Annotated in this window: 12 protein-coding genes; 9 read left to right on the top strand and 3 right to left on the bottom strand. The window is 66.7% G+C overall.

The features are described 5' to 3' along the window. Positions 1 to 55: 55 nt before the first annotated feature. From FQV39_RS20695 to FQV39_RS20675, 5 genes are read left to right on the top strand one after another with little or no spacing between them, the layout of a single operon-like run. Positions 56 to 940 (top strand): alpha/beta hydrolase family protein, encoded by an 885-nt coding sequence (locus FQV39_RS20695; RefSeq protein WP_248313092.1) that lies wholly within the window; start codon positions 56 to 58, stop codon positions 938 to 940. Between the two features lie 29 nt (positions 941 to 969). After that, positions 970 to 2,511, top strand: a complete 1,542-nt coding sequence (locus FQV39_RS20690) for an ABC transporter substrate-binding protein (protein ID WP_149132006.1) — start codon at positions 970 to 972, stop codon at positions 2,509 to 2,511. A 59-nt stretch (positions 2,512 to 2,570) separates the two neighbouring features. Next, positions 2,571 to 3,515 (top strand): ABC transporter permease, encoded by a 945-nt coding sequence (locus FQV39_RS20685; protein ID WP_149132005.1) that lies wholly within the window; start codon positions 2,571 to 2,573, stop codon positions 3,513 to 3,515. A gap of 14 nt (positions 3,516 to 3,529) precedes the next feature. Next, complete coding sequence (locus tag FQV39_RS20680; protein WP_149132004.1) at positions 3,530 to 4,348, top strand: ABC transporter permease; 819 nt, start codon at positions 3,530 to 3,532, stop codon at positions 4,346 to 4,348. Continuing rightward, positions 4,345 to 6,072, top strand: a complete 1,728-nt coding sequence (locus FQV39_RS20675; RefSeq protein WP_149132003.1) for an ABC transporter ATP-binding protein — start codon at positions 4,345 to 4,347, stop codon at positions 6,070 to 6,072. Before FQV39_RS20680 ends, FQV39_RS20675 begins: the two co-directional genes overlap by 4 nt. Positions 6,073 to 6,201: 129 nt before the next feature. Here the strand turns inward: FQV39_RS20675 and FQV39_RS20670 are convergent, their stop codons facing one another. From FQV39_RS20670 to FQV39_RS20660, 3 genes are read right to left on the bottom strand one after another with little or no spacing between them, the layout of a single operon-like run. Continuing rightward, positions 6,202 to 7,395 (bottom strand): extracellular solute-binding protein, encoded by a 1,194-nt coding sequence (locus FQV39_RS20670; protein WP_149132002.1) that lies wholly within the window; start codon positions 7,393 to 7,395, stop codon positions 6,202 to 6,204. 31 nt (positions 7,396 to 7,426) lie between these two features. Beyond that, a complete protein-coding gene (locus tag FQV39_RS20665) occupies positions 7,427 to 8,461 on the bottom strand; it encodes an N-acetylglucosamine-6-phosphate deacetylase (RefSeq protein WP_149132001.1) in 1,035 nt (344 codons plus the stop codon). A gap of 2 nt (positions 8,462 to 8,463) precedes the next feature. After that, a complete protein-coding gene (locus FQV39_RS20660; RefSeq protein ID WP_149132000.1) occupies positions 8,464 to 9,210 on the bottom strand; it encodes a 6-phosphogluconolactonase in 747 nt (248 codons plus the stop codon). Positions 9,211 to 9,326: 116 nt separating this feature from the next. Between FQV39_RS20660 and FQV39_RS20655 the strand changes: the two genes are divergently transcribed. The 4 genes from FQV39_RS20655 (at position 9,327) to FQV39_RS20640 (ending at position 14,039) form a co-directional block, all read left to right on the top strand. Beyond that, complete coding sequence (locus FQV39_RS20655; RefSeq protein ID WP_187640002.1) at positions 9,327 to 10,511, top strand: ROK family transcriptional regulator; 1,185 nt, start codon at positions 9,327 to 9,329, stop codon at positions 10,509 to 10,511. A gap of 149 nt (positions 10,512 to 10,660) precedes the next feature. After that, entirely contained in the window at positions 10,661 to 11,836 is a 1,176-nt protein-coding gene (locus FQV39_RS20650; RefSeq protein ID WP_149131998.1) for an extracellular solute-binding protein, read from the top strand. 2 nt (positions 11,837 to 11,838) lie between these two features. After that, positions 11,839 to 12,858: a Gfo/Idh/MocA family protein gene (locus FQV39_RS20645; protein WP_149131997.1), complete on the top strand. Its 1,020-nt coding sequence runs from the start codon at positions 11,839 to 11,841 to the stop codon at positions 12,856 to 12,858. Positions 12,859 to 13,013: 155 nt separating this feature from the next. Beyond that, positions 13,014 to 14,039 (top strand): Gfo/Idh/MocA family protein, encoded by a 1,026-nt coding sequence (locus FQV39_RS20640; protein WP_149131996.1) that lies wholly within the window; start codon positions 13,014 to 13,016, stop codon positions 14,037 to 14,039. The last annotated feature ends 61 nt before the right edge of the window (positions 14,040 to 14,100 follow it).

The following is a 14,100-nucleotide window of genomic DNA, read 5'->3' as shown; positions in this document are numbered from 1 at the left end:
CAACCATAACATGCGACACAATTGGCGCCAATAATTTCGCCAGAGGAGAGAGGCCGTGAGTGCCGTGGCAGAACAGACCGGCAAGCCGGAAATCGAAGCGGCAGCGCGTGCCAAGGCGCTCTACGAATACGGCCCGACCTCGATCTACGCCTCGAAGCACGATCCGCGCTTCCCCTATTGCCTCTATGTGCCGCCGAACCTCGGCGAGAACGGCGAGAAGCCGGAACTGATCGTCGCGATGCACGGCACCGGCCGCGGCTTCACCGGCTATCGCGACGCCTTCTCGGCCTTCGCCCGCTGGAACAACTGCATCATCCTGGCGCCGCTCTTCCCGATCGGCGTAATGGGCGACGGCTACCGCGACGGCTTCAAATACATGCGCGAGGGCAATCTCCGTTACGACCAGGTGCTGCTCGCCATCGTCGCGGAGGTTTCCGAGCGCTACGGCATCGCCTTCGAGCGCTTCGGCCTGTTCGGCTATTCCGGCGGCGGCCACTTCGCCCACCGTTTCCTGCTGCTCCAGCCCAACAAGCTCTGGGGCGTCTCGATCGGCGCGCCGGGTTCGGTGACCCTGCTCGATCCGACCCGCGACTGGTGGGTCGGCACGCGCAACTTCGCCGAGCTCTTCGGCCAGGAGCTCGACATCCCCGCGATGCGGAAGGTCGCTGTGCAGATGGTCGTCGGCGCCGCCGATCTCGAGACCTGGGAGATCACCCACAAGCCGGGCGGCCGCAACTGGATGCCGGACGCCAACCATGCCGGCGCCACGCGGCCCGAGCGCCTGGCGAAGCTGCGCGACTCCTTCGCGGAGAACGGCATCGCGGCGCGCTTCGATCTGGTGCCGAACACCCCGCATGACGGGCAGAAGGTCGTGCCGGTCGTCGAGGACTTCTTCGCCGGCGAGCTCCGCCGGATCCGCGCCGTCCGCAAGGCCGGCTGAACGATCATAACGACAACAGGGGAACCATCATGAAGCGCCTCCTTGTCTACGCCGCCGCGCTGGCGCTCTCGGCCGGCGCCCTGCAGGCCCAGACGCTGACGGCCGTGCTCAACGCCGATATCCGCTCGACCAACCCCGGCGTGAATCGGGACGGCAACACCGACGCCGTCGTGCTGCACTTCGTCGAGGGTCTCGTCGGCTATGCCGAGGACGGCTCGGTCGGCCCACTGCTGGCCGAGAAGGTCGAGATCTCACCCGACGGCAAGACCTACACCTTCCGCCTGCGCAAGGGTGTGAAGTTCCACAACGGCGCCACGATGACCTCGGCGGACGTGCTGTGGAGCTGGAACCGCTACACGGATCCGAAGACCGACTGGCGCTGCCTGTCGGATTTCGACGGCCGCAACGGCCTCAAGGTGGTCTCGGCGACGGCTCCCGATGCCGACACCTTCGTCATGGAGATCAACGAGGCGAACGGCCTGTTCCTCGACTCTCTCGCCCGCGCGGATTGCGGCGGCACGGCCGTGATCCACAAGGATTCGGTGAAGGCCGACGGCAGCTGGGACAAGCCGATCGGCACCGGGCCGTTCATGCTCGGCGACTGGAAGCGCAGCCAATCGGTCCAGCTGCTCGCCTTCAACCAGTACGTCTCGCCGAAGGGCGACAAGCGCGACGGCTATATCGGTTCGAAGCGGCCGCTGGTGAAGGAAGCGCGTTTCATGGTCATCCCCGACGCGGCGACGGTGAAGGCCGGCCTGCTCGCAGGCTCGCTCGACATGGCGTTGATGCCGGAATCGGACGTGCCCGACCTCAAGAGCGCGCCCAATGTCGCGCTCGCGATCGCCCCGAACCCGGTCCGTCACAGCCTGATCATCCAGACGCGCGACCCGGTGATGAAGAACCAGGCCCTGCGCCAGGCGATCGCCGCCGCGATCGACTTCCCCGAGCTCGTCGCCAATGTCAGCAACGGCCTGGGCAAGCCCAACAACTCGCCGGTCTATACGACCTCGAAATACTATGGCGATCTCGAGAAGCAGGGCTTCAAATACGATCCCGCCGCCGCCAAGGCCCTGCTGCAGAAGGCCGGCTACAAGGGCGAGAAGATCGTGATCCTCGCCAACAAGCGCTCTTCGGTGCCGAGCTTCAACACCGCCGTCATCGCCCAGGCGATGATGCAGGCGGCCGGCATCAATGCCGAGATCGAGGTGCTGGAGTGGGCGACGCAGCTCGACCGCTACAACAAGGGCAACTACCAGATGCAGGCCTTCTCCTATTCGAGCCGCTTCGACCCTGCGCTCGGATTCGAGCAGATCGCCGGCCCGAAGGACAAGCAGCCGCGCAAGATCTGGGAGGACCCGGAGGCGCTCGCCCTGATCCAGAAGTCGATGGTGGTGACCGATACCGCCGAGCGCCAGAAGATCTTCGACGAACTGCACAAGCGCTTCATCGAGCAGGTGCCGACCATCTTCACCCATAACGATCTCGACATCATCGCCCATTCCAAGCGCGTGACCGGCGTGGCGCCGTGGGCGTCGCAGCTGCGGCTTTGGGAGGTCAGCGTCGCCAAGTAAGGCGACGCACCCGGCCCCGCGCTGAGCGGGGTCGGAAACGAGGCTTGGGAGGGCCTTTGATGTTTCGCTTTGCGCTGACGCGGATCGCGATGGCGTTGCCGACGCTGCTGATCGTGGCGATCTCGGTCTTCGTCCTGATCCGCCTGATTCCCGGCGACCCGGCCCAGCTGATGCTGGGCGATCTGGCGACGCCGGCGAGCCTCGCCGACCTGCGTGCCCGGCTCGGTCTCGACCAGAGCCTGCCGGTGCAGTTCGGCATCTGGTTCAGCAATGTGCTGCATGGCGATTTCGGCCAGTCGATCTCGTCGCAGCAGGCGGTGCTGCCGCTCATTCTGCAACGCTTCTGGATCAGCGCGCAGATCGTGCTCGTCGCGGTGCTGCTGGCGAGCCTCGTCGCGGTGCCGGCCGGCGTGATCGCCGCCTGGAAGCAGGATTCGCCGGTCGATCTCGGCCTCGTCGCCACGGCGACGCTCTTGCTCTCGATTCCGACCTTCTGGCTCGGCCTGCTGCTCCTGCTGTTCTTCGGCCTCAAGCTCGAATGGCTGCCGGTCGTCGGCTATGTCTCGATCGCCGAGAACCCCTGGGCCGGCATCCTCTATCTGGTCATGCCGATCATGACGCTGTTCCTGCATGAGATCGGCGTGATCCTGCGCATGGCGCGCGCCTCGACGCTGGAGGTGCTCCGGCTCGACTACATCACCCATGCCCGCGCCAAGGGCCTCTCGGAGATGGCGGTGCTCTGGCGCCACGCCTTCAAGAACGCCTTCGGCCCGACCTGGACGCTGATCGGCCTCGTGCTCGGCAACCTGCTCGGCGGCATCGCGGTGGTCGAGACGGTGTTCACCATCCCCGGCCTCGGGCGGCTGCTCGTCGATGCGATCTTCGCGCGCGACTACCCCGTGATCCAGGGCTGCATGCTCTTCGTCGCCTTCACCTATGTGCTGGTGAACCTCGTCATCGACCTCTGCTACCCGGTCTTCGATCCAAGGGTGACCGCACAATGACGGGGGCCGGCCGCATGAAACTCCCCGCCCCCAATGCGATCGTCGGCGGCACGCTGATCGGTATCCTGCTCGCAGCCGCCGGCACGGGCGCGCTCTGGACGCCCTACGATCCGCTCAAGCTCTCCTTCCGCGAAAAGCTCGTCGCACCCAGCGCCATCCACTGGCTCGGCACCGACGAGTTCGGCCGCGACGTGCTCTCGCGCCTGATGGCGGGCGCGGCGACCTCGGTCTGGATCAGTATCCTGACCGTGACGCTCGCGGTGGTGCTGGGCACGCTGATCGGCCTGTTCTCCGGCTATATGCGCGGCTGGACCGACCGCATCATCATGGCCTTCAACGACGCGCTGCTCGCCTTCCCCGGCATCCTGCTGGCGCTCGGCCTGCTCGCGGTGGTCGGCGCCAACAAATACGGCATCATCGTCGCGCTCGGCATTGCCTATACGCCCTCCGTCGCCCGCGTCGTGCGCGGCACGGTGCTGTCACTGCGCGAGCGCGAGTTCATTGCCGCCTCGCGCGTGATGGGCAACTCCGAGGGCTTCACCATGGCCCGCCACATCCTGCCGAACTGCATCGCGCCGCTGACCGTGCTGGCGACCTCGATGTTCGGCTATGTGCTGCTGGCCGAGAGCGCGCTCTCCTTCCTGGGCTTGGGCGTGCCGCCGCCGGCCCCGACCTGGGGCAACATGCTCGCGGGTTCCCGGCCCTATATCGGCCAGGCCGTTTGGCTCGGCATCTTCCCGGGCTTGTGCATCTCGCTGACCCTGCTCGGCATCAACCTGCTCGGCGACGCCGTGCGCGACAAGCTCGACCCGCGGATGAGGGGTTCGCGATGACCCAAGCGTTTTCAAGCGAAGTGGGCTCCGGTTCGCGTCAAGAAAACGCGGCGAATAAGAGCGCCGCCCCTCTCCTCGACGTCGCCGGGCTGACGCTCAGGATCGGCACGACCGGCCGCAGCGTCGTCCACGACGTCTCCTTCCAGGTCTTCCCCGGCGAGATCGTCGGCATCGTCGGCGAATCCGGCTCGGGCAAAACCCTCGCCGCCCGCGCCGTGATGGGCTTCATCCCGCCCGCCGTCGCGCTCACCTCCGGCACGATCCGCTTCGACGGGCAGGATGTGATGGCGATGAGCGGCAAAGACCTTCGCGCCATGCGCGGCGCCAAAGTCGGCATGGTCTTCCAGGAGCCGATGACCTCGCTCAACCCGTCGATGCTGATCGGCCGCCAGCTCGACGAGGGCCTGGCGCTGCATCGCAAGCTCGACGCTCCCGCGCGCCGCGCGCTGATCCTCGACATGCTCAAGCGCGTCGGGCTGCGCGATCCGGAAGGGGCGCTCGCCGCCTATCCGCACCAGTTCTCCGGCGGCATGCGCCAGCGCATCATGCTGGCCTCGGTGATGCTGCTGAAGCCGGCCCTGCTGCTCGCCGACGAGCCAACCACCGCGCTCGACGCCGTCGTCCAGCGCGACGTGATGGAGCTGATGGTCGACCTGACCAAGGCCAACGACACCGCCGTGCTGCTGATCTCGCATGATCTCGGCATGGTCGCGCGCTATTGCAGCCGCATCGTCGTGATGTGCCAGGGCGATGTGGTCGAGCAGGGCAAGAGCGCGGAGATCCTCGCCCGGCCGCAGCACCCCTATACCCGCAAGCTGCTCTCGGCGATGCCGCACCGGCTGCCGGCGCGGGAACTGCCGCAGGCGAAGATACCGATCGTCGCGGTACGCGACCTCGTCGTCGAGTATCCCGGCCGGCAGGGCTTCTTCCGCAAGGAGCAGGCCAAGCGTGCGCTGCACGGCATCAGCCTCGACGTCCAGCCCGGCGAGGTCGTCGCCGTGGTCGGCGGCTCGGGCTCGGGCAAGACCACGCTCGGTCAGTCGATCGCCGGGCTGGTGAAGCCCGCCGGCGGCGAGATCCGCTTCAACGGCAAGCCGATCACCAGGAGCGAGACGGCCTATTGGGACTACCGGCTCAACTGCCAGATGGTGTTCCAGGACCCCTACTCCTCGCTCGATCCGCGCATGACCATTGGCCAGCTCGTGGCCGAGCCGCTCAGGCTGGTCCCGGACATGAGCCCGGCCGACCGGAAGGCGCGCGTCGCCGAGGTTCTGGCCGAGGTCGGCTTGAAGGACGGCTTCGCCGAGCGCTATCCGCACGAGCTCTCGGGCGGCCAGCGCCAGCGCATCGCGATCGCCCGCGCGATCGTGCGCCGCCCGAGCTTCGTCATCGCCGACGAGCCGGTCTCGGCATTGGACGTGACCGTCCGTGCGCAGGTGCTCGAGCTCTTCGACGAATTGCAGAAGAAGCACGGCTTCTCCTGCCTGTTCATCAGCCATGATCTCGGCGTGGTCGAGCAGGTCGCCGACCGCGTCATCGTCATGCAGGACGGCCGCATCGTCGAGGAAGGCCCGCGCGACGCCATCTTCGACAACCCGCGGCACCCCTACACCCGCAAGCTCCTCGCAGCCGTCCCAGGCCTCGAATCCACCGAAAACGGCGGCGTCAGACTGTTCTGGAGACTCGGCGGCGAGGTAGAGGCAGCGGCTCCGGCGCCGGCCTAAAAAACAGGCCGTCATGCTCGGGCTTGACCCGAGCATCTCATGTCGGAGGAGGCTCCCGGCGCTTTCTCGTCCGGAGATTCTCGGGTCGCCGCTGACGCGACGCCCGAGAATGACGGCGCAGAAACGAACTCAGCGCTTGCGCTTGGCGCCGACCAGCTCGTCCCATTTGCGGAAGGCGACGACCATCTTGTCGGGCTTCAGCGGCAGCTCGATCGGATTCTTGGCGATGAGGTCGGCATATTCCGGCCGGCCGAACTCGGCGATCACCTCCTGGCTGCGCTTCGGCGCCAGCGACAGCGGCACGTCCTTCACCGCAGGGCCGGGATAGAGATAGCCCTCGTCATAGGAATAGGCCTGCATCTTTGGCGTCAGCACATGCGCCATGATGTCAAGCACGACGGCGAGGCGATCGTTCGGGATGCCCTTCGGCACGCACATGAAGAAGGCGTCCGAGACCCAGTGGAAGCCCTTGAGCGTCTGGATCTTCGCTTCCTTAGGCACGATGCCGAGCGCACGCGGGTTGATGTCCCAGCCCGTGGTCGAGATGATGATGTCGCGCGAACCGTCGCCGAACTCCTTCATCGTCGCGCCGGTGCCGGCCGGGTAGTACTCGATCTGCTCGCCGAGCTCCTGCAGATAGGCCCAGGTCTTGTCCCAGCCATTGACCGGGTCCTGCGGGTCCTTGTCGCCGAGGATATAAGGCAGGCCCATCATGAAGGTGCGGCCGGGGCCGGAATTGGTCGGGCGCGCATACATGAACTTGTTGGGATTGGCCTTGGCCCAGGCCAGCAGCTCCTCGGCCGTGGTCGGCACCTGCTTCACCCGGTCCGGCATGTATTCGAGCAGCGGACCGGACGGGTAGTAGTTCACCACCGTGCCGAAGCCCGCCCCCTGCACCTTGTGCAGGTTGAGCGCCGCCGGCTCGTAGTTCTCCTCGATCTTCGGGAACTTGTCGGCAAAATCCGGGAAGATCTTGAGCCAGAGATTCTGTTCCAGCCCCGCCGCGAGACCGTCGGAGCCGGTCAGGACGAGATCGAGGTCGGCCCGGCCGGCATCCTGCTGCGCCTTGATCTTGCTCGCCAGTTCCGGCGCCGGCGCCTTCACATAGGTGATGCGCGAGACGAGCTTGGGATTGGCGTTGCGGTAGTCGTCGAAGGCCTGCTGCATCAGCGCCAGCGCCCCGCCGACATCGATGATGTTGATGCCGACCGGTGCCGAAGGCAATGGCGGCGCGGCGGCAAAGGCGCCACTTCCTCCGATGGTCAGCGCGCCAAGCCCGCCCAAAACGGTGCGGCGATCCACGCCTTTCGAAAATTCGCTCATCTTCTTCCCCTGTTGCTTGTTGGTGACGTCTTCAGGCTGCCGCCCCGGCGGCGAAGTCGCGGCGCTCATTGCCGATGTGCACGCTGCCGATGCGGAGGTCCGGCGACCATTCGATCGCGCTCTCCGGCAAGGTGATGCCGGCTCTGGCCAACGCATCGGCGATGCAGGCCAGCGCATGGGTCGAGGCCATGGCGATCGCTTCCTGGGGCGTCGCAATGCCCCAGGCGACGACGTTGCGTACAGCATCATCGAGCTTGAGCGCCGAACCCGCCAGCGAGGCGCCGCCCGGCTGACGCACCGAACCATCGGCGGCGAGATCGACCGGCATGCCGGCGAAGCTGTAGCGGCCCGGCACGGCACCCGCCGCGACCACGGCATCGGTGACGAGGATCGAGCGCTCCGGACCCTTGGCTCGGATCAGGCTCTTCAGCGCCTTCGGGTGGATATGAATGCCGTCCGCGATGAAGCCGGCCATCAGCCGGTCCTCGGCGAGCTGCGCGAAGAGCGGGTTGACCAGCTTGTGCATCTGTTGAGGCAGGCCATTGCCGAGATGGGTCGAGAGCGTCGCCCCCGCATCGGCCGCAGCGGCGACGGTCTCGAAATCGGCGGCGGAATGGCCGATGGCGACGACCTTGCCCATCTGCGCCAGCTTGCCTGCAAGCGCGACGCCGCCTTCGACCTCCGGCGCCAGCGTCACCATCAGGATCGGCCGCGACAGCTGCCCGTCGAGACTCGCGACGAGATCGGCCGTTGCCGCCGTCATCGCCTCCGGTGGGTGGCAGCCGGAATAGCCGGCGGACGGATTCAGGAACGGGCCTTCGAGATGATAGCCCGGGCACATCAGCGGCCCGAGTCGGCTTCCGTTGACCGCAGCGTCGAGCGCCAGGAATCGCTCCTCCAGCTCATGCGGATGCGCGGTGATGATCGTCGGCAGACAGGTGGTCACGCCCGTCGCCAGCATCGCCTCCAGCGCCCGGTCGAGCTCCGCCAGCGTGATCGTGCCGGAGTTGAAATCCACCCCGGCGAAGCCGTTGACCTGCAGATCGACGAGCCCGCGCGTGCGCATCGTCAGCCCTTCCGGCTCAGCAGCGACGCGGCGGGCGGATCGATGAACAGCACCGTGCGCTTATGCGTCTGCAGGATCGAGGCCGGCGCCAGATTGCTGATCGGCCCCTCCAGCGCGGCTTTCGCAGCCTCGGCCTTGCGCGTGTCGGACACGGACAGGACGATCAGTTCGCTCTTGAGGATCTGGCGGATGCTCATCGAGATCGCCTGCTGCGGCACCGCCTCGAGGCTCGGGAACCAACCCTCGCCGAATTGCTGGCGCCGGCAGGCCTCGTCCAGGTTCACGACGAGATAGGGCTCCTCCGTCTCGAAATCGGCCGGCGGGTCGTTGAAGGCGAGATGGCAGTTCTCGCCGATCCCGGCGAAGCAGACGGCGATGCGCTTGCCGTCGATCTGCTTGTTGAGCTGCTTCACCGCTGCGGCCGGATCGCTCTCGCCATCGACGGGAATGAAGGTCGGCGCGTTGCACAGCGGCGCCATGAAGCGCAGGCGCAGATAGCGGCGGAAGCTCGCCGGATGGCTCTCGCTCAGGCCGACATATTCGTCGAGATGAAAGGCCGTGACCTTCGACCAATCGATGCCCTCGGCCGCCACCAGATGCTTCAGCATCTCGAACTGGCTCGCGCCGGTCGCCACGATGATCGTCGCTTCGCCGCGGCTGGCAAGCTCCTCACGGATCGCCTGCGCGCCGCGCGCCGCCGCCTGCTGGCCAAGCGCCTCCTTGTCCGAGGCAACATGAATCTCGATCATCGATTTTTGAACCTTTTTCGGCAGGAAATTTCCGATATTCTGGTATCGAGCTTATGAAGCTTCGACTGAAACGCAATCATTAATTTTGAACGCAACCGTTCTGAATAGAGCCTGCCTTGTCCCTGCTGACGATCGACGAAAGCCGCCTCGCGTTTGCCCATGACCGGGACTGCGCCCGCATCTACCGCCTGATCCTGAACGGCGAGGCTCATTCCCGCGCCGATATCGGCCGCATCCTCCAGCTGCGCTCGACCAGTGTCTCGCGCGTCGTCGGCGATCTCATCGCCCGCCGCCTCGTCATCGAGACGGTGGGGGAAGCGAGCGGGCGCGGACGGCCTCCGGCGATCCTCGTCGCCCATACGCGCCGCATCGGCGCCTCCGTCATCTATGTCTCCAGCCAGTCGCTTTCGGGCGCGCTGGTCGACCTCAACGGCCATCTCGTCGCCGAGCGCCGCCGCCCCATCGCCGGTGACGCTGACAACGCCGCGATCGCCGAGGCGATGGCCGAGCTGGCGCAGAACCTGCTCGACGCAATGCCGCCGGGCATGAGCCATGCCGGCACGGCGGTCTCGCTCTCAGGCCTGATCGACCTGAGGCAGGGCCAGTGGCTGATGGCCTCGCGCTGGCCACGCATGCGCGGGCTCGACATCGCCTCCGTCCTCGCCCCCGTGGCCGGGCCCGTCGCGATCTGCCGCAATCTCGACGCCGAGCTGCGCGCCCGCGCGGCCCGCGAGCCCGAGCAGTTTCCCGGCGGCACCATCCTGCTGCACTGGGGCTGGGGCATCGGCCTCGCCTATGCGGTCGACGGCGAGCCGTTCGCGCCGGCCGGCTCCTTCGGCGAAATCGGCCATTGGCGGCTCGCGGCCCTGCAAGATCGCTCTTGCGGCTGCGGTAACACCGCCTGCCTCGAAACTGGGGCCGCCCTCTGGTCCCTGCTCCCGACGCTTCGCCGTCACTGGCCCGATCTCGACCAGGATGAAGTCCGGCTCGCCCGGCAGCTCGCCGGGCTCGACCTGTTGTCCCTGCCGGAAATCGACCGGGCGGCACAGCTGCTCGCCCGCGCCCTCGCCAATGCCTGCCGCCTGCTCTTCCCCGCCCGTATCGCGGTGAGTGGCCCCTTCTCGGCCAATCCGCAGCTCTGGGCCCGGTTCAACACGCTGTTCCGGGCGGAAGGCACGATGGACGGCTTCGCCGTTCCCGACCTCTCCGGCGTGCCCGCCAGCCATCTCTACGAGATCCACGGCGCCGCGGCGCCGCTGCTCAGCCGCGCGGCGGAAGCCCTGCTGCTCGAACGTGCCTGATCCACCCGTTCGTCGCATGTCTCAGCATGGTGTCGGCCATGTCGGCGAATGCGCTGGCGCGCAGAAGAGTGGTGCACTAGTATCCCAGATCAGAGCTCCGGATGCCGCACGCGGCGTCGCACAAGAGAGCCGAACCCCAGGGAGAGACCATGAACCATCCGACACGCCGCACCGTCATGGCCGGAGCGGCCGGCCTCGCCGCATTGAAAGCCGGCGGCGCGCTGGCGCAGAGCGCTCCGGTCGCGCTCAACATCATCGACGTCGCCGGCAATCTACAGCTGACGCAGGTCGCCATCGAGCGTTTCGCCAAGGACAATCCGAAGCTGATCTCGCGCCTGAATTTCTCGCGCGCGCCCTCGCCGGAGCTGCCGGCCAAGCTCAAGGCGCAGCAGCAGGCCAATCGCGTCGACATCGACCTCGTGCTGACGGGCCCCGGCGCGATGTCGGACGGCATCCAGCAGGGGCTCTGGGTCGATGTCTGGAAGTCCCACGCCAAGGACCTGCCCAAGCCGGAGGAGGTCTATCACGAGCAGGCGCTGATGATGCAGCGCAACTTCGGCCAGAACGAGGGCGTTGCCGTCGTCTATTCCCCCTCCGGGCCGCTCTTTGAATACGCGCCCGAACGTCTCAAGACCGTGCCGAAGACCGCCGAGGACCTGCTAGCCTACGTCAAGCAGAACCCGAAGCGCTTCACCTATGCCCGCCCGGTCAACTCCGGCCCGGGCTGGACCTGGCTCCAGGGCCTGCCCTACATCCTCGGCGACGCCGACCCGACCGACCCGATGAAGGGCTGGGACAAGAGCTGGGCCTATCTCAAGGAGCTCGGCACCGGCATCGACTACTATCCGGGTGGCACCGCCGCGACGATGAAGGAGCTGGGCGAAGGCACCCGCGACGTCATCGTCTCGACGTTGGGCTGGGACATCAACCCGCGCGTCCTCGGCATCGTGCCGAAGGAGGCCAAGGTCTTCGTCCTCGACAAGACGCACTGGATCCCGGACACGCAGTTCATGTGCATCCCCAAGGGTGTCCCGGCCGACAAGATGCCGGCGCTCGTCACGCTGATGGCCCATATGCTCAAGCCGGAGGCGCAGGCCGTCACCTACGACAAGGGCTATTTCTATCCCGGCCCGGCCGTGAAGGGCGTGACGCTCGCCATGGCGCCGCAGGAGAGCCGCGACGTCCTCGCCGAATACGGCCGGCCGGAATATGACGGGCTGATCACCAGCCTGCCGACAAGGCCCCCGCTGACGCCTGAGCGTCTCGTCGCCGCCTTCCGGCGCTGGGACCAGGAGATCGGCGTCGGCCACGGGGCTCCTCAATAGCCATGCGCTTTGCCGCCATCGGCCTCGACCACCGCCATATCTACCATATGGTCGGTGGTCTCCTCGAAGCCGGCGCGACCTGCGTCGGCTTCGATCCCGCAACCACGGACGAGCGTGTCCTCGCCGGCTTCCGCGAGCGCTTTCCGTCTCTGCCGGAAAGTGTGGCCGATCGGCTGGTCGACGACCCGTCTGTCAACCTGATCGTCTGCGCCGCCGTTCCGGCCGAGCGAGCCGCCATCGCCATCCGCGCCATGCGGGCGGGCAAGGACGTGATGGTCGACAAGCCCGGCGTCACCGGCTTCGATCAGCTCGCCGCCGTGGAGAGGACGGTCGCCGAGACGGGGCGGATCTTCTCGGTCTGCTTTTCCGAGCGCTTCATCGTCCCCGCAACGATCATAGCCGGCAAATTGATTGCTGACGGCGCGATTGGCCGCGTTGTCCAGACTCTCGGCATGGGCCCGCATCGCTTAAACCGGACGATCCGACCGGACTGGTTCTTCGACAAGCGCCACTATGGCGGCATCCTCACCGACATCGCTTCCCACCAGATCGATCAGTTCCTGCATTTCACTGGTTCAGAGGATGCCGAGATCGTCGCTTCAGGTGTCGGCCATTTCGGCATGCCCGACCTGACCGATTTCGAGGATTTCGGCGAGATCCTGCTGCGCAGCGACAAGGCCGGCGGCTACATCCGTGTCGACTGGTTCACCGCCGACGGTCTGCCGAGCTGGGGCGACGGGCGGCTCACCATCCTCGGCACCGAGGGCACGATCGAGCTGCGCAAATATGTCGATGTCGCCGGGCGCCCCGGCACCGACCATGTCTTCCTCGTCGACAAGACCGGCACCCGCCATATAGACGCTTCGCGTGAACCGCTGACCTACTTCCGCGACCTGATCGCCGATATCGGTGCCCGCAGCGAAACTGCGATGAGCCAGCGCCATGCCTTCACCGTCTGCCGGCTCGCGCTGGAGGCGCAGGCCAAGGCCGCCTGGCTGCCGGCGAGACCAAAGAACTCATGAGTGTCATCCCGGGCGGAGCACAGCGAAGACCCGGGATCCATGCCTGAACCTCTGCCGGAAGCGCTCCGGCATGGATCCCGGATCGGCGCGGCTTCGCCGCTTGTCCGGGATGAGAGTGGTGGAAATGATTGAATGAGGATGGGGGATCGCCTGTCATGACACGCAAGCTCGGCATCGCCGTGATCGGGCTCGGCCCCGCCTCCCTGCCGCATTCCAAGAGCCTGCTCGATCTCGCCGATCGTGCCGAGGTGCGCTGGGCCGTGAGCCGCACGCCCGATCGGGCCAAGGCCTATGCCGAACAGTTTCCCTTCCCCACGACCACCGACCTTGAGACCGTTCTGACCGATCCGGCGGTCGACGCCGCCATCGTCCTGACGCCCCCGAGCAGCCATTTCGACGTCTCGGCGCTTTGCCTTGAAGCCGGCAAACATGTTCTCGTCGAGAAGCCGCTGGAACTGACGAGTGAGCGCGGCCAGCGCCTCGTCGACACCGCGCGTCGGACCGGCAGGACCTTCGGCGTCGTGCTGCAGCACCGCTTCCGGCCCGCCAGTCTGCGCCTGGAGGCGGCGCTGCAATCGGGTGAGCTCGGTACCATCGAGGCCGCCTTCCTCTCCGTGCCCTGGTGGCGCCCGCAGAGCTACTATGACGAGCCCGGCCGCGGCACGCTTCGCCGCGACGGCGGCGGCGTGCTGTTGACCCAGGCGATCCATTCGCTCGACCTGTTCCGCTCGCTCGTCGGCGTCTCCAGGGTCGTCGCGGCCCAGGCCCGCACGACGGCACTCCATCGCATGGAGGCCGAGGACTACGTTTCCGCCCTGCTGGAAACCGGCAACGGCGCCCCCGCCACGTTGGTGACGACGACTGCCGCCTATCCCGGCTATCCCGAGCGCATCGAGATCACCGGCACCAAGGGCTTCGCAGCCCTGATCGGCGGGCGGCTCAGGCTCTCCTTTCTCGACGGCAACGAGGAGATCGTCGAGGCAGAAGGCTCGACCGGCAGCGGCGCCAACATCATGGACTTCCCGCATGATGCGCACCGCGCCGTCATCGCCGATTTCCTCGATGCAATCGAGCAGGGCCGCGACCCGGTCGTCACCGGCGAGGAAGCGCTGGCGTCACAGAGGCTCGTCGACGATATCCTCGCCACCGCGCGGCAGAGCGTGAAGACATCACGTTCTTGACTTCGGCGCGATTTGGAGTGTGCTCGGATGATTGAACTGCCGTCATTCCGGGCTTGACCCG

The organism is Bosea sp. F3-2 (genome assembly GCF_008253865.1).
Taxonomy (GTDB): Bacteria; Pseudomonadota; Alphaproteobacteria; order Rhizobiales; family Beijerinckiaceae; genus Allobosea.
The sequence above is the reverse complement of the archived record's forward strand: the minus strand, read 5'-3'. Positions and strand labels throughout refer to the sequence as shown.